This window comes from Azospirillum sp. TSO22-1 (assembly GCF_003116015.1).
Classification (GTDB): domain Bacteria; phylum Pseudomonadota; class Alphaproteobacteria; order Azospirillales; family Azospirillaceae; genus Azospirillum.
In genome coordinates this window covers 1-18,850 of sequence record NZ_LGQZ01000041.1, presented here as the reverse complement: position 1 = coordinate 18,850, position 18,850 = coordinate 1, and the positions used below count along the sequence as shown (strand labels likewise).

Here is an 18,850-nt window from a genome sequence, read left to right as displayed (position 1 = left end):
CCGGAGCGGGGGCCGTGCGCCTCAGCTCCCCCGGTACGTGGTGTATGTCCACGGCGTGCACAGCAGCGGCACGTGATAGCCCTGCTTGGCGTCGAAGATGCCGAAGCGCACCGGCACGACGTCGAGGAACGCCGGCTCGGGCAGCGTCAGTCCCTGGGCGCGGTAGTAGTTGGCGACGTGGAAGGCCAGCTCGTAGGTGCCCACCACCATCTCCTCGGCGGTGAACAGCAGTTGGTCGGTGCGGCCGTCGGCGTTGGTGGTGACGGTCTTGATCAGGGTCTTCGAGCCGTCCTTCCCGACGCGCGAGAAGTCGATCGTCACGCCGGCGCCCGGGCGGCCATGATAGGTGTCGAGCACGTGCGTGCTCAGCTTCGGCTTGGTGTTGGCGCTCGCCGTCGGGGTGGGCGGGGCGCCCTGCGCGGCGGCTGCGGTGGGAACGACGGCGGCGGCCAGCACGGCACCGGCGGCCATGACGTCTCGTCTCGACATCGACATGCTCGTTCTCCTCGGGAGGGGTGGATGAGGGGCGGATCACGCCGCCCGGACGTTGCTGATGAACTGATCCACCTCGCGGCGCAGCGCGCCGGCCTGCTGCGACAGGGCGACGGCGGCGGTCAGCACCGTGTCGGCCACCGTGCCGGCCTCGCCGGCCGCTTCGCTGACGTTGGCGATGTTGTCCGACACGTTCTGGGTGCCGACGGCTGCCTGCTCGACGTTGCGGGCGATCTCGCTGGTGGAGGCGCCCTGCTGCTCGACCGCCGAGGCGATGGCGGCGGACACTTGGCTGATGTCGCCGATGGTGCCGGTGATGGCCTGGATGGCCTGCACCGCCTCGTTGGTGGCCTGCTGCACGCCGGTGATCTGGCTGCGGATGTCGTCGGTGGCGCGCGAGGTCTGGGTGGCCAGGGCCTTCACCTCGCTCGCCACCACCGCGAAGCCCTTGCCCATCTCGCCGGCCCGCGCCGCCTCGATGGTGGCGTTGAGGGCGAGCAGGTTGGTCTGGCTGGCGATGTCGTTGATCAGGTTGACCACCTCGCCGATGCGCGCGGCGGCGGTGGCGAGGCCCTGGACGATGGTGTTGGCGTGGTTGGCCTCCTCCACCGCCTGGCTGGCGACGTGGGCGGCGTGGCCGACCTGCTTGCTGATCTCGCCGATGGAGGCGGACAGCTCCTCGGTGGCGGCGGCGACGGTCTGCACGTTGGCCGAGGTCTGCTCGGACGCCGTGCTGACGACGCTGGACTGGCGGCGGGTCTCCTGGGCGACGCGGCTCATGGTCTCGGCCGAGCCCTGGAGGTCGGTGGCGGCGGAGGCCACCGACTGCACCACGGTCTGCACCGACGCCTCGAAGGTGCTGACCATCTGTGCCAGCGCGCGGCGCTTCTCGGCCTCGGCGGCCTGCTTCTCGGCGGCGCGCTCGGCCTCGATGCGCTGCATGTCCAGCCCGTTCTTCCTGAAGGTCTGCACCGCGTCGGCCATCGAGCCGATCTCGTCGCCGCGGTCCAGGCCGGGGACGTCGGCCGTGAGGTCGCCGTGCGACAGCGCGTACATCGCCTCGCGGATGCGGTCGAGCGGGCGCAGGATGTGGCGCAGCATCACGAAGAAGCCGGCCAGGATCACCGCCGCCACCGCGCTCAGCGTCAGCACGGTGCGGATCGTCGCCGCGCTCTGCGCCGCCTCCAGCGAGGCGCGCGACAGGCGCAGCTCCAGCACGCCGATCTTCTTGCCGCCGCGGGCGACGTCCTGGGTGAACAGCATGGCGTCCGCGCTGGGGGCGGCGCCGTGCGTGTGCGTCGGCTTGCCGGCGGCGTCGAGCACGCGCGAGCCCTGGTAGTCCGGATCGCGGGCGAAGCTCGCCAGGATCTTGGTGACGGTGTCGTCCTCCATGTTCCACAGCGGCGCCACCACCGCCTCGGCCTGCAGGGAGGCGATGAGCGCCCCGCGCGCCTCGACCAGCGCGCGCTGGGCGGCCGCCTCGTTGCGCAGCTGCCACGCGCTGAACCCGGCGAAGACGAGGACGAGCAGCGCGGCGGTCCAGGCGAGGAACGTGACCTTCAGGCTCTTGCGGCGGCTGGCGGCGGACATGGCGGGGCTTCCTGTCGGGGCGTGGAACAGGGGAAGGGTGTGCGCCCCCTTCCCCGGGGTCGTCGGCTTACTTCAGGTACGGCTCGCTGATCGCCTTCCAGTCGGCGTCGCCGGCCATGCCCTCGACCGTCCTGGCGATGAAGCCGGCCAGCTCGGCGTCCGGGCCGGCGACGAACAGGCGGCGCTCGTACTTGCTGTGCGGCGTCGCCGAGACGTGCAGCTTGTCGGCGAGGTTCTCGCTCTTGATCAGGTAGCGCGCGGCGGTGTCGGCCAGGATGGTCACGTCGATGCGCGCCTGCGCCGCCTTCTTCAGGTTGGTCAGCTCGGAGTTGGCGTCGTCGCGCTTGATCGTGCCGCCGTCCACCAGCGCATCGACCGGGCCGTAGCGGTGGCCGGCGACGCCGCCCAGGGTCTTGCCGGACAGGCTGTCCGGGCCGGCGTACTCGACCGGGGCCGCCTTCGGCGACACCACGGCGTTGGCGTCCTGGATGAGGGTGGCCGACCACTTGTACCTGGTCTGCTCCTGGTCGCCGAAGAACGCCGGCGTCGCCCACGGCACCACCACCGGCTTGCCTTCGGCCAGCGCGGTGTCCAGGCGCTTGCGCGGCATCGCCTCGACCACGAAGGTGTACTTGCCGCCCGACTTCTTCGTCATGTAGTCGGCCAGCGCGTAGGTCAGGCCCTTGCCCTGCTCGGTCACGAAGGGCGGGAATTCATGATAGGTCATGACCGGCACGTCGGCGGCGTAGGCGCCCGAGGCGGTGGAGACCAGGAGGAGGCCGGCGAGGACGGGACGGATCATGGAATGGGTTCCTTGTGCGCTGTGACACGGTTGCGGCACGGCGGGAGCGCGGGTCAGGCGGGGCTCGGGCGTGTCACGGGTGGTAAAGCAATGGGCATGCCGCCCCGAAAGCCGTGCACCACCGCCATTGTCGCTGCCGTCGCCGTTCCGCCACTCCCACTTGCGGGAATGGCGCGGCGACCATTACCGGTTCGAGGAATTGTCCGCGGGCGGGGGCTTCGCGGCGGCGCGGCGGGCGGCCTGCAGCGCCTCGTGCCGGGTGCGGAAGCTCTGCAGCGCGTCGGCGGCCTCGGCGTGCCGCATGCGGCCGAGCACGGCGGCGACCTCGATGTCGAAGCGCAGCTCCTCGATCAGGCGGTCGAGCTGCCAGCCGGTCTTGCGCGCGTCGTGCGTGGCGAACCAGGCGCGGATCGCCGTCTGGCAGTCGGCGACGGCGTCGGGCTCGGCGCAGGCGGTGGCGACGCGCTCCAGCCCAGCGGCCATGGCCGGATCGAGCGCGCGGATCTCGTCCGCCGGGTCCGCCGCGGCGACGGCCGGCGTCAGCAGGAGCACCGCCAGCAGCATGCCGCGCCGGACGGTCACGACGCGGCCCGCGCCGGTTCGGCGTTGCGGTTGGCGCAGAAGGCGCGCAGCCGCGCCACGTCGGCGATGGCGACGTCGCGCCCGGCGGTGGTGACGCCCAGCCGGCGCAGGCCGACGAAGGCGCGCGACAGGCTCTCCGGCACCATGCCGATCTTCTGCGCGATCTGGTTCTTGGCGATGGGCAGGCGCATGCGCACGCCGCCGCCGTCGGCCGGCTCCGCCGCGGAGGCCTGCTGGAGCAGGTAGGAGCCCAGCCGCTCGGCCGCCGACATCGCCTTCAGGTCGCCGATCTGCTCGACCACGGCGCGGTACTGCTGGGCGATCATGCCGAACAGCGCCTCGGCGAAGGCCGGCTCCAGCATGGTCAGCGAGCGGACCACCGCCACCGGCAGCGTGGCGACCCGCACCGGGCGGGTGGCGACCGCCTGCACCGGGCACGGCCCGCCGGCCAGCGCGGCGATGGCGTTGAGCGGGCCGGGCTGCGCCACCACCTCGACCACCGTCGGCTGCCCCTCGCGCACCGCCGCCTCCAGCGACACGGTGCCGCCGAGCAGGATGAGCAGCTGGTCCGGCACCGAGCCGCGGGCGAACAGGACGGTGCCGCGCGGCAGGCTCTGCACCTCGATCATCTCGGTCACGCCGCAGAAGCGCAGCAGCGACAGGCGGTCGAAGGGGGCGATGGACGACAGCGCCTTGGCGGCTTCGGCCTGGCGGCGGGTGCGGATCTTCTTCATGGCGGGGTCCGGTTGAAGGAATCAGTGGGCGATGGGCATGCCGCGCGATTCCACGGCGTCGATCTCGGCGTCGAGGATGGCCTTGCGCTTCTCGGCGGGGACGTCGGGGAACAGTTCCAGGAACACCTTGTCGGCGAAGTCGCGGGCACGGCCGTCGGCGAAGCCGAGGATCAGGGCGTGGCAGTAGGCGCTGATGGCGATGCGGCCTTGCATGGGAGGCCTCGTGCGTTAGCGGGCGTCGTGCCGGCTGGTTTCGGGGCGGCGGGGCAAGGCGCCGTGGCGCGGCGGCTTGGCCGGGGCGGCAATCATCGGCTTCTCGCAGATCAGGCGGATCTGGGAGCGGACCTCCTCGTCGGCCTCGTTGCTCAGGGCCAGGAGGAATTCATAGTCGTCGCGCATGGCGACCTCATGTCGTGGTGCGGTGTGTCGCGGGGAGCAGTGCATGGCGCGTGCCACATCCGCCGCCCGCCGGAGTCGCGCCGCGCGGCCTCCGTTCGCTCCCGCTTTTGACACGGACGTTCCCTCGGATGGGAGAATGGCCCTTTTCAGATAGGGGATTCCCGTTGATCCGCCGTCTTTCGCGCTGCGGCACGGCGGTTGCTTAGGGGGATGCGCCCTCCCACGTCGCCCGACGCCCGCAGCCCGCGAAGAAGAAGGACAGCCGATGACCACCGACACCGCCTTCACCATCATGGCGTTCCTCGACAAGGCCGAACGGACGCTTGGCGATGTGCGGCTGTACCCGACCGGCGGGACGCTGCGCGAACGGCTGGACAGCAACCGCCAGACGCTGGCGCTCGCGCGCCGCCACCTGGATGAGGCCCGCGCCCTGGCCTGATCCGCCCGCCCCCCTCAGCGTGCCGCCGACAGGGAGAACAGCGACTGGCAGTATTTCCGATGGAGAGTCTGCTCGATGGCACGGCGCGCCGCCGCCCGCACCTGCGCCGTGGGAACCCCATCGACCGGCATCGCCGGCAGGAGGCCGCCGATGCCCCTGAACCTCAGTTGAGGGCCGAGACCTCGGCGCTGAAGGCGTCGTCCTTGATGCACAGCGCGCGCAGCGCTTCGTAGCTGGTCTGCGTCATCTGGGCGCCCGGCCGCGTCAGCGCGGCGCACTCGCGCGGGGAATGGACCTGCGACGCGTTCAGCGCGCCATGGTCGCCCACCCGCACCATGCCGGCGTTGGCGAACTCGTAGAGCCGCTCGTTGAGAGAGGCCCCGTCGTGCGCGCTGCAGCCGCCCAGCAGCAACGCGGCGCCGAAAAGCACCCGCTTCATTTTGACCGCCCGAAGATACACCGCCCGGTATCAACAGTGCCATACCTCGAAAGAGAAGAGAACCACGCATTGATCTCGATGACGACACACGGGATCGATTTCTGTTGCTGCCTCGTCATGAAACGGGACGAGCGTTCTGCGGCGCACCGCCTGCCGCTTGACCAATGTCAAAAGCTGGTCCGGGGCGTCGCGGCGCTCCTGGGATGGCTGCTTGCGGCGGCCGTCGAACGCGTCCGGCGCTGGATGGTGGCGGCACCGCCTTGGCGCCGGACGGAGCCCGATCTCGGATCGCCGAATAAATCGGCCTTATGAAGCGTCCATACGGACGTGGTTTGACAGAAACTTAACCACCAAGCCTTTGGTATAATGTCCATTCCGTGGCGTGTGGAGACCATTGGCTACCGTAGCGGCGCCTTGCGGCGTGAAGGAAAGCGTCGGCGATGCAATTGGGGATGTTGTCTTGGGCGGAAGCGCTGGTCGAGCTCCTGAAGGGAGTCGGCCTGCTTGCGCTCGTCGCCATCCTCTACGGCGACCTGGAGCACCGGCTCGCCAGCCGCCCCCGGCTGTGGCCGCTGGTGTGCGGCGCGCTGTTCGGCGCCGGCACGCTGATCTCGATGGTGCAGCCGGTTCCGGTGGCGGCGGGCGTCATCATCGACGCGCGCTCGGTGATGCTGGGGCTCGCCGGCCCGATCTGCGGGCCGGTCGCCGCCGCCCTGGCCGCCGCGATGGCCGCCGCCTACCGGGTGTGGCTCGGCGGCGCCGGGATGTACGCCGGCCTGGGCACCATCGTGTCGTCCGCGCTGATCGGCGTCGGCTTCGCCCGCATCGCCGCGGCCCGCCGGGTGCGGCTGGGCAGCCGGCACATGGTGCTGCTCGGCCTGTGCACCGGCCTCGCCTACGTGGCCTGTGCGTTCCTGCTGCCGGCGGACCTGCGCGGTGCGCGGCTGCGCGACGACAGCGCGATGCTGATCACCATCTCGACGCTCGGCACCGCGTTTCTCGGCACGCTGCTGCTGCGCGAGCGCCGCCGCGTCGAGAGCGAGCGCGCCCTGCGTGACAACGAGGCCCGCTACCGCCTGATCGCCGACGCCGTGTCCGACGTGATCGGCAAGGTCGGGCCGGACGGCGTGCTGACCTTCGCCTCCGGCGCCGTGCGCGAGATCGTGGGCTGCGCGCCGTCCGACCTGATCGGCCAGCGCTTCATCGACCTGCTGCACCCGGCCGACCGGCTGGCCGCCGGGGCGCTGCCCGGCGGCGGGCACACCCCGCCCGCGCCGGAATCGCGTTTCACCGGCCGCATCCGCCACGCCGACGGGCGCTGGGTGTGGGTCGAGGTGGGGGTGAGCGCCTTCGCCGGCCGCACCGCCGGCAAGGCGCCGGCCTACGTCATGGTGATCCGCGACATCTCCGAGCGGGTCGAGTCCGACGCGGCGCTGCGCGAGAGCGAGGCGCGCTACCGCCTGCTGGCCGAGAACGTCTCCGACGTGATCGTGCGGGTGTCGCTGGACGGGGTGCGCACCTATTGCTCCGGGGCGGTGCACGACCTGTTCGGCTACCGGCCGGGAGAGCTGACTGGCCAGAGCTTCACGGCGCACGTCCACCCCGACGACCGGGACACGGCCGGCGCCCTGTTCACCCGGCTGACGCCCGGCAGCCCACGCGGCACCGGCAGCTTCCGCATGCAGCACCGCGACGGCAGTTGGGTGTGGACGGAGGCGTCGGCCCGCCTGCTCACCGACCCGCGCACCGGCGAGGCGGAGGAGTTCGTCTTCGTCATCCGCGACATCTCCGACCGTCGGCGCATGGAGGAGGACCTGGAGGAGGCCCGCCGCACCGCGGAGCGCGCCAACCAGTCCAAGAGCAACTTCCTCGCCGGCCTCAGCCATGAGCTGCGCACGCCCTTGAACGCCATCATCGGCTTCGCCGACCTGATCGCGCGCGAGGCGTTCGGCCCGGCCGGCGACCGGCAGTACGTGCAGTTCGGCTCCGACATCCGCGACAGCGGCCAGCACCTGCTGGGCCTGATCAACGAGATCCTCGACCACGCCAAGGCCGAGGCCGGCCGCCTGCGCCTGGACGAGGACACGGTGGACCTGTCGGCCGCCGTGCGCTTCTGCACCCGCATGATCACCGCGCGCGCCGAACGCTCCGGCGTCGCGCTCGGCGCCAGCGTGGCACCCGAGGCGCAGTTCATCCGCGCCGACGAGAAGCGCATCCGGCAGATCCTGCTGAACCTGCTGGCCAACGCGGTGAAGTACACCCCCTCGGGCGGGCGGGTCACGGTGACGGTGGATCTCCAGGACGGGGCGCCGGCGGTCACCGTCTCCGACACCGGCATCGGCATCGACGAGAAGGACATGCCGCGCGTCCTCCAGGCGTTCGAGCAGGTGGAGAACACCGCCAACCGCCAGCTCACCGGCACCGGCCTCGGCCTGCCGCTGACCCGGCACCTGGTGGAACTGCACGGCGGCACGCTGACGCTGAGCAGCCGTGTCGGCCAGGGCTCGACCATCACCGCGCGCCTCCCGGCGGAACGGCTGGTCCGCCTGCCCGCCCCGTGCGCCGCCGCCGCGCAGGCGCCGGGCGTCGCCAGCATCCTGGTGGTGGACGACGACGCGCTGCTGCGCCAGGCCACCGTGCTGGTGCTGGAGGGCTACGGCCACCGCGTGCTGCAGGCCGGCAACGCCAACGAGGCGCTGGCGGTGCTGAACGGCGGCGAGGCGATCGACCTGCTGGTCACCGACGTCATCATGCCGCCGGGCATGAGCGGGATCGAGCTGGCGCAGCAGGTGAAGCGTCTGTGGCCGGCGACGGGCATCATCGTCACCTCCGGCTTCGCGACGCACGCGGTGGCCAACGGCGACGACGCGCGGCCGGTCTACGAAATGCTGCCCAAGCCGTTCGCGGCGCTGGAGCTGAAGGCGAAGATCGACGCGCTGCTCGCCGCCGCGCCCCACACCGCGCCATGCGCGCCGCAGCCGGCACCGGCCGCCGCACCGCACCCGCTGCGCATCCTGGTGGCCGACGACCTCGACAGCAACCGCACCGTGGCCTCGGCCATCCTGCGCCTCGCCGGGCACGTGGTGGACGCCGTGGAGACCGGCGCCGAGGCGCTGGACGCCGTGCAGCATGCCCGCTACGACCTCGTGCTGATGGACGTGCAGATGCCGGTGATGGACGGTCTGGCGGCGGCGCGCGCCATCCGTGCCCTGCCGCCGCCGGTCGGGCGGCTGCCGATCCTGGCGCTGACCGCCGGCGCCCTGCCCCGCCAGATCGAGGAGTGCCGCGACGCCGGGATGGACGGCCACGTGCTGAAGCCCATCGAGCGCGCCGCCCTGCTGGCCGCCGTGCAGAACGCCGCCGCCCGCATGGCCTACGCCCTCGACCCCGACGAGGCCGACCTGCCGGTGCTGGACGAGTTCATCCTGGATGAGCTGCGGGAATCGCTCAGCAACGGCTCCTGCGCCGAACTGATCGACGATTTCCTGCACTCGGCGCCCGGGCGGCTGGCCGCCCTGCGCGCCGCCGGCGACGATCTGGCGGCGGTCGACCGCCGGGCGCACGCGATGGTGTCCTACGCCGGCAACGTCGGCCTGCGCGTGCTGCCGGCGCGCTGCCGCCAGCTCTGCGCCGCCGCGCACGAAGGCGACCTCGCCGCCGTGCGCGCCCTGCATGCCCTCGTCGAGGCGGCGGCGCAGGAAGGGCTGGCGGCGCTGCAGGCCTACCGGGACCGGGTGCCGATCCCGATCATCTAGCGCGCCGCGATCCCGATCGCCCGGCTCTCCCCAGGAAACCGTTCAGCCAGCGGGGCGAACTGCGCCTTGCCGGCGCGGTACTCGGTGGGCAGGCCCTTGCAGACGTTCTTGACGAAGCGGATGTCGTGGCCCTGGTTCTGCTCGTCCAGGGCGGCACGCGCCCTGACCAGCACCTCGTCCATGCGCCGCGCGGTGTCGCGCGCCGGGTTGCGGGAGCCGGCGCGCGCGGCCTCCTGCGCCAGCACCGCCTCGATCTTGGCCTGGGCGTCCTTCACGTCATCGAAGTACTGCTCCAGGATGTCGAGGTGCTCCTCGCGCCGCTCGGCGTCGTGGTCGGCGCAGCGCGCCACCACGGCGATGGTGCGGGCGACCCAGTCCCACAGGGCCGCGGCGTCGTCCGCGTTGCCCGCCCGCGCCGGGGCGGCGCACAGCAGGGCCGGCACCGTCGCCAGGACCGCCAGGAAGGACGCGCGTCTTCTCACCACCACCGCTCCGCGACAGACCGTTCCGCTTCTACCCAGGCCATCCGGACCTCGCAACAGCATAGTCCCTCCCCCGCCGGGGAACACGTGACAAAGCCGGCGCCCGGCACGCTTCTTGCGGCCGCGCGGCGGCCTGGATGTGGAGGAAGCCGATGCGGATGCGGTGGGGTGTGCTGGCGGCGCTGACCGTCCTGGCGGCGTGCAGCCGCCCGGTGGCCGAGGTGCCGAGGATCAACGAGGACCGCCAGCGCGCCGAGGCCGACCTGCAGTTCCGCCTCGCCGCCGAACGCGGCCTCGCCGGCCTGTTCGCCCCGCCCGCCGCGCCCGGCGGCGCCGACGGCATCACCCAGTTGCAACGCCTGCACGCCATCGGCGCCCGCGTGCTGGAGGCCAACGCACCGCTGTGCGGCCGGCGGGTGCGCCACGACCTCGGCGTGGTGCCGATGAACCGCTCCGACAGCCCGTTCGCCGCCAACTTCCTGCGCCACTTCGAGAACGATCCGGCCGTCGTGGTGCTCGCCGACACCGGCCCCGCCGGGCCGGACCGGCCACGCGCCGGCGACCGGCTGCTGGCGGTGGACGGCGAGCCGATGCCGACCGGCCGCGACACGCTCCCGCAGGTCCAGGCGCTGCTGAAGCGCGCGGCCGAGGGCGGCCGGCCGGTCGCGCTGTCGCTGAACCGGGCCGGCAAACCGCTGGAGCTTCGGCTGACGCCCACGCCGCGGTGCGACTACGACGTGCTGCTGGAGCGCGCAAGCGTGGTCAACGCCTTCGCCGACGGCCGCTCGGTGCGCTTCACCACCGGCATGATCGACTTCGCCGGCGACGACGAGCTGGGGCTGATCTTCGGCCACGAGCTGGGCCACAACGCCATGGAGCACATGGACAAGCGCGAGGAGAACGCGCGTGCCGGCTCGACGGTCGGCGCCGTCCTCGACCTGCTCACCGGGGCGGAGCATCTCGGCGGCTACTGGGCCGACGTGGCGCGCGGCGCCTACGGCCGCGACTTCGAGGCGGAGGCCGACTACGTCGGCGCCTACTACGCGGCGCGCGCCGGCGTCGACGTGGCGGCGGCGGCCGGCGTCTGGCGCCGCCTGGCGGCGGTCAACCCGCGCACCATCACCATGTCCACCAGCCACCCGACCAACCCCGCCCGCTTCGTCGCCCTGGAGTCCGCCGCCCGCGAGATCGACGCGAAGCGCCGCGCCGGCACCGAGCTGCGCCCGGAGATCCGTCCGCGCTGACCACGGAACGGCTCCGTCTCCGCTGCGGGAATGCCGCGGCGCGGTTTTCCGGGAACGGGGAATCCCGGCGGGGCGATTCCGCGGAATCACGGGTCCCCGCCCCTGGCACGCCCCTTGCGAAGACCAGGGTGCGCGGCACCGGCCCCCGGACCCGCGCACCGGACAAGGGAGACCGCCATGACGCGCACTCTGACCGCCCTCGCCGCCCTGCTGGCCATCGCCGCTCCGGCCGCCCTGTCCTCCGCCACCCCGCGCGACGCCGCACCGCTGCACCGCGCCGGCACCGCCCTCTCCCTCGCGGTCGAGATGCCCTTCACCGCGACGGTGATCGAGGCCTACGACACCGCCGACCACACCTACGCCCTGGTCGAGGACGAGGACGGCCGCCGCTGGCTGGCCGCCCCGCGCGCCGCGGTGAAGCCGGGCATGGCGGTGCGCCATTCCGACGGCACGCTGCAACGCAACCTCCACGCCGCCGACCTGAACCGCACCTTCGCGGGCGTCTACGTCATCGCCGCCATCCAGGCGGAATGAACGGGGGACACCCCACGGAAAAGGCCGGGCAAAACGCCCGGCCTTTTTTGTTCGGCGCGGTGCCGGGAGGGCAGCTCAATACCCGCCCTTCTTCCCGGTGCTGCCGACGAAGGTGAACGCCCACTCCAGCGACACCGGCTGCCACCAGGGCTTCGCGCCGGTCTCCTTGTCGAGGTGGCGCGGGAACACCTTGGCCGACGGCGGGGCGACGATCAGCTCGACCGTGTACTTGCCCGGCCCGTTCAGCAGCAGGTTGGCCGCGTAGTGCGGGCCGTCCGAGGCGATCATCGGCTTCAGCACGCCGTCGCCGACCCAGTCGGTGCCCTGCTTGCGCACGATGTACTCGACCTGCAGGTAGGGCACGAAGGCGCCGGGGAAGAAGCCGTAGGCGTTGTCCCTGGTGGCGGTGATCACCGCTTCCAGGTGGGCGTCAGCCGGGCCGCCGTGGCCGGCGTGCGGGTTGGCGGCCGGCTTGCCGGACTCGTCGCCGGTCTCCACCTCGACGGCCTGGATGTAGCGGGTGACGATGCTCATGCCCTCGCGCTCGGCGGCGCCGATGTCGCGGCCGGCGGCGAGCGCCGCCGGGGCGGCGGCGCCCAGCAGCAGGGCGGCGAGCGGAAGGGCGTACAGGGTCTTCATCGGGAAATCCTCAGGCAAACGGAAGGTCGTCAAAGTCCGGATCACAGGCCGAACAGCGCCGGCCACCAGCCGAACGCGATGGCGGCGCTGCCCAGCGCGCCGGGCAGCAGCGGCAGCCAGCGCCGCGGCGCCGCCACGCCCTGGCCGGCCAGGATGCGCCAGCCGAGCCAGCCGCTCCACACCAGGCTGGCGGCGAACAGCAGGCCCTTGGCGGCGCGCACCGCCTCCGGCCCGAAGCCGAGCAGTTGCAGCGGCGCGAACAGCGCGGTGCCGAGCCCGACGGCCAGCGACACCATGGCCACCGGCGCGTACTGGTAGCCCAGCTCGGTGAAGCGGCGGGCGAAGCCGGAATCCGCCCCGGCCCGGCCGGCGAGGCGCGCCGCGGCGGCCGTGGTGGCGCCCAGCAGCGCGGCGTACAGCGCCATCACCGCCAGCATCGCCGCGACGATCAGGAAGAAGTCGAGCCAGACCAGGACCTCGCGGCGCTCCGGGTGGACGCTCATCAGCCACGCCGGCCCCGGCTCGGCGAGCCAGAGCAGGTCGCGCTCGATGGCCCATTCGCCGAACGCCTGCCGGAGGTCCTGCCACACCGGCAGGATCTGCCACAGGAAGCCGCCCAGCGCGATGCCGGTGCCGATGAACAGGAACCATACCTCCATCGGGCTGGCGTGGTGGCGGCGGATCTCCTCCACCTCCTCGCCCGGCCGGCGCAGGCGCAGTGCGACGCCGCCCTTGGCCTCGGGGTTGACGCAGCGGAAGCACTCGATGCAGTGGCGCGATTCCTGTTTGCGCGTCACGTCGATCATGGTCGGGCAGACGCCGTGCTCGGTGTAGGCCTCGCCGCCGGGCAGCCGCAGCTTCGGCTGGAACTCCACCGCGCCGAGGCGCGAGAACACGCCGAGCAGCAGGCCGATCGGGCACATGTGCCGGCACCACGCGCGCCGGCGCCGGCCGTACAGGAAGCCGACGGCGATGGCCGCCGCCATGGTGCCGCCGAACACGCCGGCCGCGGCTTCCGGGTGGTCGCGCACGCCGACGGTCTGGCCGAGGATGGTGATGACCAGGAAGCTGACCACCGGCAGGCCTTCCCAGCGCATCCAGGCGGGAATGCCCCACTGCGGGCCGAAGCGGTTGCCCCACTCGGCCGCCGCGCCCATCGGGCAGAGGATGCCGCACCAGGAGCGCCCGGTAAAAATGACGGACAGGAACACCAGCGGAAACCACAGCCCCCACAGCACGTAGGAGGCGAACGGCGTGATGTGGTCGAACGCCCCGGCGCCCGGAGGCGCTTCCGGCGTGAACAGCGGGCCGAAGATGATCGTCATGAAGACGACGAACATCGCCGCGTGCACGGCGGCCAGCCGGCGGCGGTGGCGGACGAAGAAGCCCTCGACGGCGCGGGCCAGCGCGGCGACGGCCGACGGCCGCGCCGGCGCGCGGCGCATCGCGCAGGGGGTGGACTCCACGGTCCGGGCTTGGGAGGTGTTGCCGCTCATGGCAGGTGTCCGGTTGCATCGGGCTCGACGCCCGCGGACACGGCAGCAAGATCCGGACCAACGCGGCGCCCGGTGTGCGCGGCGTTCCCAAGGTTGGGAGTCCGTTCCGGCGTTTCCATTTCCGGGAATCGCTTCCCGGCGTGGGGAAGCCGGCGGGCGGGGCACCCCGTAAAAGAAAACGCACCGGCCGTGGAAACGGGCGGTGCGTCGAGGAAGCGGCGTTGGGAGAGATCGTGAAGCCGCGCTGTGCACGCTGACATCCGCAAGGCGCGTGCCAGCGGCGGCGGGCAGCCCACAATTTTTTGCGACCGTGCCGCAGTGGCCCGGCTTTGGCATGGAACCCGGCGGGCGTCCGTGCGGCGCCCCTCCCGCAGCCGTGGTTCGGAACCATGTCCCGCCGTCTCGTCCTCGCCGCCATGCTCAGCCTTCCGCTCTGCGGATGCTATGGCCTGTGGGACACGAACCAGACGCTGATCCAGTTCGTGACCGGCGCCAAGCTGGAGGTCGCCAAGAAGCCGACCTACGCCGAGGAACGCGACGGCGCGCGCCGCCGCAAGGTCATCGTCAAGACCAAGGCCGAGGCGGAGGCGGAGAAGGGCAAGAAGGGCGGCGACGGCAAGCCCGGAGAGGATTCGGACGTCGCCATCCTGAAGAAGGCGCAGGAGCGCGTCGATAACAAGGACAAGGCCCCGACCGAGCCCAAGCCGGTCGAGTCCAAGCCGGCGGAGAGCAAGCCGACGCCGCCCGCCGACGCCAAGCCGGAGGACACCCAGGTCGTCGCCAAGCCGCAGTACCCCGAGCAGAAGGCACCACCCGCGGTGCCGCGCCCGGCGGTGAAGGTGGACGCCTCGGCCGACGCCGCGGGCACCAAGCCGATGATGCCCCTGCCCTCGCCCGCCAAGTCGATCCCGCAGAACGCCACCCCGGCCGAAAAGTCCTGGCAAGCCAAGACGGCCAAGCGCGACAAGAAGGCCCCGCAGCAGCAGGAGCGCAAGGCGGACGCGCCGGCGGAGGGCAAGCCGGCCGAACCGGCCCAGGCCGGCGACGCGCCGAAGCCGAGCTGAGGGCTGGATCGCGCCGCGCCTTCGGTGTAGGAATGGCCGCGCTTCAGGTGCCCGGGGCTTTCCCCGGGAGAATCGGGAAGGCGGTGCGACTCCGCCACGTGCCCAACGCTGTGAGGGGGACCGTCCGGACACACGCCACTGGCCCGCGCTGGGAAGGCGTCCGAACGGGATGAACCCGAGTCAGAAGACCGGCCTGAAAGCCATAGGGCCCCGCCATGGACGGGCGGCGGCTCGCGCTTTCCCATGCAGGGGACACCATGGAAGCCAGTCTGATCCAGAGCAATCCCGACTTTTCCGCCGCCGAGCGCGACAGCGTCTACCGGTGCATCCGCCAGCGGCGCGACGTCCGCGGCCAGTTCCTAGCCGATCCGATCCCGGACGCGACGCTGGCACGCCTGCTGCGGGCCGCGCACCACGCCCCCTCGGTCGGCTTCATGCAGCCCTGGGACTTCATTGTCGTGCGCGATCCCGAGGCCAAGCGGCGGGTGCACGACGCCTTCGCCGCCGCCAACGCCGAAGCCGCGACGATGTTCGAGGGCGACCGGCAGCGGACCTACCGCACGCTCAAGCTGGAAGGCATTCTCGAGGCGCCGGTGGGCATCTGCGTCACCTGCGACCGCCGCCGCACCGGCCCGGTCGTTGTCGGACGGACGCACCAGAAGGAGATGGACCTCTACAGCGCCGTCTGCGCCGTCCAGAACCTGTGGCTGGCGGCGCGGGCGGAGAACCTCGGCGTCGGCTGGGTGAGCATCATGCGGCACGCCGACCTGCGCAAGGCGCTGGGCATTCCGCCGTCGATCCGGCCGATCGCCTACCTGTGCGTCGGCCGCGTCTCGCACTTCTTCGAGAAGCCCGAGCTGGAAACCGCCGGCTGGCTGCCGCGCACGCCGCTGCGGGATGCCGTCTGGTTCGACCGCTGGCAGGAGCGCTCCGGAGCGGAGCCGCTGCTGGAGCATCTCCAGCCGTAACGGAAAGGGGGCCGCGCGACACCCGCGCGGCCCCGTCCCGAAAACCCCGAACGCCCGCTCAGCCCTCCGGCAACTCCTCGATCTGCTTCTTCAGCTCCTTGAACTCGGCCGACTTCGGATCCAGCCCGCCGAGCAGCTTCGACCAGTGCGTCCGCGCCAGCCGGTAGCGGCCGGCCTGCAGCTCGGCCAGCCCGACGAAGTACTGCGCGTCGGCGTTCGCCGGATCGAGCGCCAGGATCTCGCGCATCACCGCGACATACGCGTCCGGCAACTGCTCCGGCTCGCCGGCCATCAGCAGCAGGACGTCGGCGTAGTCCATCCTGGTCTGCACGTCCGTTGGCTTCAGCGCCACGGCCTTGGCGTAGGCGTCGCGCGCCTTCTCCATGTCGCCGAGCACCCGGTAGGAACGGCCGAGCTTCACCCAGCCCTCCACGTCGCCGCCGTCCTGCGCCAGCTTGTCGGCGAGTTGCGCGACCATCGCCTTGACCATTTCCGGCGTGTCGCGCTGGGCCGGGGCGGCGCGCTCGTGGCGGGCGTCGCCCACCGACGCGGTGACCGGCGACTGCGGCGGCACGCTCTCCGGAGCGACGCCGGCCGAGGCGGCGGCCTCGCGCATGCGCTCGCGCAGGAACGGCAGCCAGGGCGCCTCGGGGGCGGAGTCCTTCTCCAGGTCGCGCCAGATCGCCACCGCCTGCACGGCGTCACCCAGCTGCATCGCCTCCATCCCCAGGTAGAAACGCGAGCGCGGGTCGCCCGGGTGCAGGCGCAGCGCGTTGCGGAAGGCGTTGCCGGCCTCCGCCGTCACCGCGCCGCCGCCGGCCAGCGTGATGGATTCGCCGAGCGTCGCGTAGGTCTCCGGGTCGGTGCTGCCGAGCTTGGCCGCCTGCCGCAGCGACGCCGCGGCTTCGTCCAGCCGGTTCAGCGCGCGGTAGGAGCGGCCGAGCAGCTGCCAGCCCTCGACGTCGTTCGGGTTCCCGGTCAGCTTGGCCGACAGCCCCTCGATCATCGCCAGGATGGTCGGGTCCTGGTCGCCGCCGAGCTGCTGGCGCTCGGCCTGCGCCACGTCGTACGGCTTGTCGGGCAGGCCCGGCACGCCGAGGTGATCGTAAAGCCCGACCGCCACCGCCGGCACGAACACCGCCAGCGAGCCGGCCAGCACAAGGCGCGCGCCGCGCCCCACCGGCCGGGCGGCGCCGTCGCGGCCGACGCCGAGGATGCGGCGTTGGACCTCGATCCGCGTCGCCTCGGCCTGGTCGGACGTGAGCAGGCCGGCCTCGACGTCGCGCTCCACCTCGGCGAGCTGGTCGCGGTAGACCGCCACGTCGTGCGCGGCGCGGTCGGACGCCGACGCGTCGCCCCGGCGCAGCAGCGGCAGCAGCAGGAGCGCGAGAACCGCCGCGGTCAGCGCGGCGAGAACGAGCCAGAAGGTCATCATGCCTGGCCTCCGTTGGACAGGATCTGGTGCAGGCGGGCCTGTTCGGCCTCGCTGAGCGGCGCCGGGGCGGCCTCGGCGGCGCGGCGGCGCAGCAGCGGGCGCGCGGCCAGCAGCGCCAGCAGCAGCAGGACCGCCGGCGCGGTCCACAGCGCCACCGTCGTCGCCTTGACCGGCGGCTTCAGCAGCACGTAATCGCCGTAGCGGTCGGTGAGGTAGCGCACCACGTCGGCATCGCTGTCGCCGGCGGTCAGCCGCTCGCGGACGATGACGCGCAGGTCGCGGGCGAGCGGCGCGTCGGAATCGTCGATGGACTGGTTCTGGCAGACGAGGCAGCGCAGGTCCTTGCTGATCTCGCGGGCCCGCAGCTCCAGCGTCGGGTCCTTCAGCACCTCGTCGGGCATCACGGCGCCGGCCGAGGCGGGCAGCACCAGCAGCAGGGCGGCGAAGAGCAGACGCTTCATGGCTCAGGCCCTCCCGGCCGCGCTGCCGGACGGCAACGCGGCGCGCGCCCGCACCGGCGCGCCGATGCGGTGGCGGCGGTCGGACAGGCTGGCCAGCCCGCCCAGCGCCATCAGGATGCCGCCGGCCCACAGCCACGGCACCAGCGGGTTGAAGTACAGCCGGGTGACGAAGGCGCCCTTCTCATTGTCGCCGATCACCGCGTAGAGGTCGCCGAGGACGGTCGTCTCGATGGCCGCCTCGGTGGTCGGGCGCTGCGGCTGCATGTACATGCGCTTTTCCGGGTACATCACGGTGAAGGGCTTGCCGTCCCTGGTCACCGTAAAGGTGGCGCGCGCGGCGACGTAGTTGGGCCCGCGCGCCTCCTCGACCGCGTCGAGGCGGTAGCCGTAGCCGGCGACCGTCACCGTCTCGCCGATGCGCTGGGTCTGGATGCTCTCGACCTTCCAGGCCGACGAACCGGTGATGCCGGCGATCACCAGCGCCAGCCCGAGGTGCGACAGCAACAGCCCGTAGGCCGAGCGCGGCAGGTGCACCAGCCGGTGCAGGCTGTCGCCCACGGGGATCTGGAACAGCCGGACGCGCTCGACGGTTTCGGCCAGCGTACCGACCGCGAGGTAGGCGGCCAGCCCGGTGCCGAGCGCCGCCCACCACGGCGACCTGGAGCCGCCGAACAGCAGCGTCGCCGCCGCGACGGCCAGCGCGACCGCCACCGCCGGGCTCAGCGTCTTCAGCGCCCGCATCAGGTTGCCGCGCTTCCACGCCAGCAGCGGGCCGATCGCCATGACAAGCACCAGCGGCACCGACAGCGGCACGAACACCGCGTTGAAGAAGGGCGCCCCCACCGACAGCTTGCCGAGGTTGAGGGCGTCGGCGAACAGCGGGTACAGCGTGCCGAGCAGCACGGTGCCGGCGGCGGTGGCCAGCAGCACGTTGTTGAGCACCAGCGAGCCCTCGCGGCTGACACCGGAGAACAGCCCGCCCGACTTCAGCACCGGCGCCCGCACCGCGTAGAGGCCCAGCGAGCCGCCGACCGTCGCCAGCAGCAGGCCGAGGATGAACAGGCCGCGCCCCGGGTCGGAGGCGAAGGAGTGCACCGAGCTGATGACGCCCGAGCGCACCAGGAAGGTGCCGAGCAGGCTGAGGCTGAAGGCGACGATGGCGAGCAGGATGGTCCAGGTCTTCAGCGTGTCGCGCTTCTCGACGATGATCGCCGAGTGCAGCAGCGCGGTGCCGGCCAGCCACGGCATGAACGAGGCGTTCTCGACCGGGTCCCAGTACCACCAGCCGCCCCAGC

At 72.4% G+C, this 18,850-nt stretch carries 20 protein-coding genes and 1 riboswitch; of the genes, 6 read left to right on the top strand and 14 right to left on the bottom strand.

Features of this window, described 5'->3' with window-relative positions; translation table 11 throughout:
• Positions 1-21: 21 nt before the first annotated feature.
• The 7 genes from uraH to TSO221_RS35365 all read right to left on the bottom strand — a co-directional run bounded on the left by uraH (position 22) and on the right by TSO221_RS35365 (position 4,599).
• Positions 22-495: a hydroxyisourate hydrolase gene (gene uraH, locus TSO221_RS12335; protein ID WP_247878024.1), complete on the bottom strand. Its 474-nt coding sequence runs from the start codon at positions 493-495 to the stop codon at positions 22-24.
• A 36-nt stretch (positions 496-531) separates the two neighbouring features.
• Positions 532-2,082 carry a HAMP domain-containing methyl-accepting chemotaxis protein gene (locus TSO221_RS12330; RefSeq protein ID WP_109118793.1) on the bottom strand — a complete coding sequence of 517 codons (1,551 nt, stop codon included), beginning with the start codon at positions 2,080-2,082 and terminating at the stop codon, positions 532-534.
• Positions 2,083-2,149: 67 nt separating this feature from the next.
• Positions 2,150-2,884, bottom strand: coding sequence for a transporter substrate-binding domain-containing protein (locus TSO221_RS12325; RefSeq protein WP_109118792.1), 735 nt, complete (start codon positions 2,882-2,884; stop codon positions 2,150-2,152).
• Positions 2,885-3,067: 183 nt separating this feature from the next.
• Positions 3,068-3,466: a hypothetical protein gene (locus TSO221_RS12320; RefSeq protein ID WP_109118791.1), complete on the bottom strand. Its 399-nt coding sequence runs from the start codon at positions 3,464-3,466 to the stop codon at positions 3,068-3,070.
• Complete coding sequence (locus tag TSO221_RS12315) at positions 3,463-4,200, bottom strand: helix-turn-helix domain-containing protein (RefSeq protein ID WP_109118790.1); 738 nt, start codon at positions 4,198-4,200, stop codon at positions 3,463-3,465. Before TSO221_RS12315 ends, TSO221_RS12320 begins: the two co-directional genes overlap by 4 nt.
• A gap of 21 nt (positions 4,201-4,221) precedes the next feature.
• Complete coding sequence (locus TSO221_RS12310; RefSeq protein WP_109118789.1) at positions 4,222-4,413, bottom strand: hypothetical protein; 192 nt, start codon at positions 4,411-4,413, stop codon at positions 4,222-4,224.
• A gap of 15 nt (positions 4,414-4,428) precedes the next feature.
• The gene (locus TSO221_RS35365) at positions 4,429-4,599 is read right to left on the bottom strand and encodes a hypothetical protein (RefSeq protein ID WP_158284068.1); all 171 of its coding nucleotides are present in this window, start codon (positions 4,597-4,599) and stop codon (positions 4,429-4,431) included.
• A 265-nt stretch (positions 4,600-4,864) separates the two neighbouring features.
• Here TSO221_RS35365 and TSO221_RS35360 point away from each other — a divergent pair, with 265 nt between their 5' ends.
• Positions 4,865-5,038, top strand: coding sequence for a hypothetical protein (locus TSO221_RS35360; protein ID WP_158284067.1), 174 nt, complete (start codon positions 4,865-4,867; stop codon positions 5,036-5,038).
• 163 nt (positions 5,039-5,201) lie between these two features.
• On the opposite strand, the gene TSO221_RS12305 is transcribed toward TSO221_RS35360, so the two are convergent.
• Positions 5,202-5,477, bottom strand: coding sequence for a hypothetical protein (locus TSO221_RS12305; RefSeq protein ID WP_109118788.1), 276 nt, complete (start codon positions 5,475-5,477; stop codon positions 5,202-5,204).
• A gap of 452 nt (positions 5,478-5,929) precedes the next feature.
• Between TSO221_RS12305 and TSO221_RS12300 the strand changes: the two genes are divergently transcribed.
• Positions 5,930-9,232 carry a PAS domain S-box protein gene (locus tag TSO221_RS12300; protein ID WP_158284066.1) on the top strand — a complete coding sequence of 1,101 codons (3,303 nt, stop codon included), beginning with the start codon at positions 5,930-5,932 and terminating at the stop codon, positions 9,230-9,232.
• Here TSO221_RS12300 and TSO221_RS12295 read toward each other — a convergent pair.
• Complete coding sequence (locus tag TSO221_RS12295; protein WP_146208787.1) at positions 9,229-9,714, bottom strand: hypothetical protein; 486 nt, start codon at positions 9,712-9,714, stop codon at positions 9,229-9,231. The two genes, TSO221_RS12300 and TSO221_RS12295, sit on opposite strands and share 4 nt — an antisense overlap.
• 152 nt (positions 9,715-9,866) lie before the next feature.
• Here TSO221_RS12295 and TSO221_RS12290 point away from each other — a divergent pair, with 152 nt between their 5' ends.
• Entirely contained in the window at positions 9,867-10,958 is a 1,092-nt protein-coding gene (locus TSO221_RS12290) for a M48 family metalloprotease (RefSeq protein WP_109118785.1), read from the top strand.
• A 177-nt stretch (positions 10,959-11,135) separates the two neighbouring features.
• Complete coding sequence (locus tag TSO221_RS12285) at positions 11,136-11,492, top strand: hypothetical protein (protein WP_109118784.1); 357 nt, start codon at positions 11,136-11,138, stop codon at positions 11,490-11,492.
• Positions 11,493-11,567: 75 nt separating this feature from the next.
• On the opposite strand, the gene TSO221_RS12280 is transcribed toward TSO221_RS12285, so the two are convergent.
• Both TSO221_RS12280 and TSO221_RS12275 read right to left on the bottom strand, forming a co-directional pair.
• On the bottom strand, positions 11,568-12,131 hold the full coding sequence (locus tag TSO221_RS12280; RefSeq protein WP_109118783.1) for an iron transporter: 564 nt from the start codon (positions 12,129-12,131) through the stop codon (positions 11,568-11,570).
• A 41-nt stretch (positions 12,132-12,172) separates the two neighbouring features.
• Positions 12,173-13,627: a 4Fe-4S binding protein gene (locus TSO221_RS12275; RefSeq protein WP_247878023.1), complete on the bottom strand. Its 1,455-nt coding sequence runs from the start codon at positions 13,625-13,627 to the stop codon at positions 12,173-12,175.
• 389 nt (positions 13,628-14,016) lie between these two features.
• On the opposite strand from TSO221_RS12275, the gene TSO221_RS12270 reads away from it, so the two are divergent.
• A complete protein-coding gene (locus tag TSO221_RS12270; protein WP_109118782.1) occupies positions 14,017-14,691 on the top strand; it encodes a hypothetical protein in 675 nt (224 codons plus the stop codon).
• Positions 14,692-14,719: 28 nt separating this feature from the next.
• Positions 14,720-14,903, top strand: a riboswitch (cobalamin riboswitch).
• Between the two features lie 45 nt (positions 14,904-14,948).
• On the top strand, positions 14,949-15,659 hold the full coding sequence (bluB, locus tag TSO221_RS12265; RefSeq protein WP_109118781.1) for a 5,6-dimethylbenzimidazole synthase: 711 nt from the start codon (positions 14,949-14,951) through the stop codon (positions 15,657-15,659).
• Between the two features lie 58 nt (positions 15,660-15,717).
• Here the strand turns inward: bluB and ccmI are convergent, their stop codons facing one another.
• The 3 genes from ccmI to TSO221_RS12250 all read right to left on the bottom strand — a co-directional run.
• On the bottom strand, positions 15,718-17,094 hold the full coding sequence (ccmI, locus tag TSO221_RS12260; RefSeq protein WP_109118780.1) for a c-type cytochrome biogenesis protein CcmI: 1,377 nt from the start codon (positions 17,092-17,094) through the stop codon (positions 15,718-15,720).
• Entirely contained in the window at positions 17,091-17,555 is a 465-nt protein-coding gene (locus TSO221_RS12255; RefSeq protein WP_109118779.1) for a cytochrome c-type biogenesis protein, read from the bottom strand. Before TSO221_RS12255 ends, ccmI begins: the two co-directional genes overlap by 4 nt.
• Positions 17,556-17,558: 3 nt before the next feature.
• Positions 17,559-18,850: cytochrome c-type biogenesis CcmF C-terminal domain-containing protein (locus TSO221_RS12250; RefSeq protein WP_199229462.1), on the bottom strand; the 1,292-nt coding region annotated here is incomplete at its 5' end.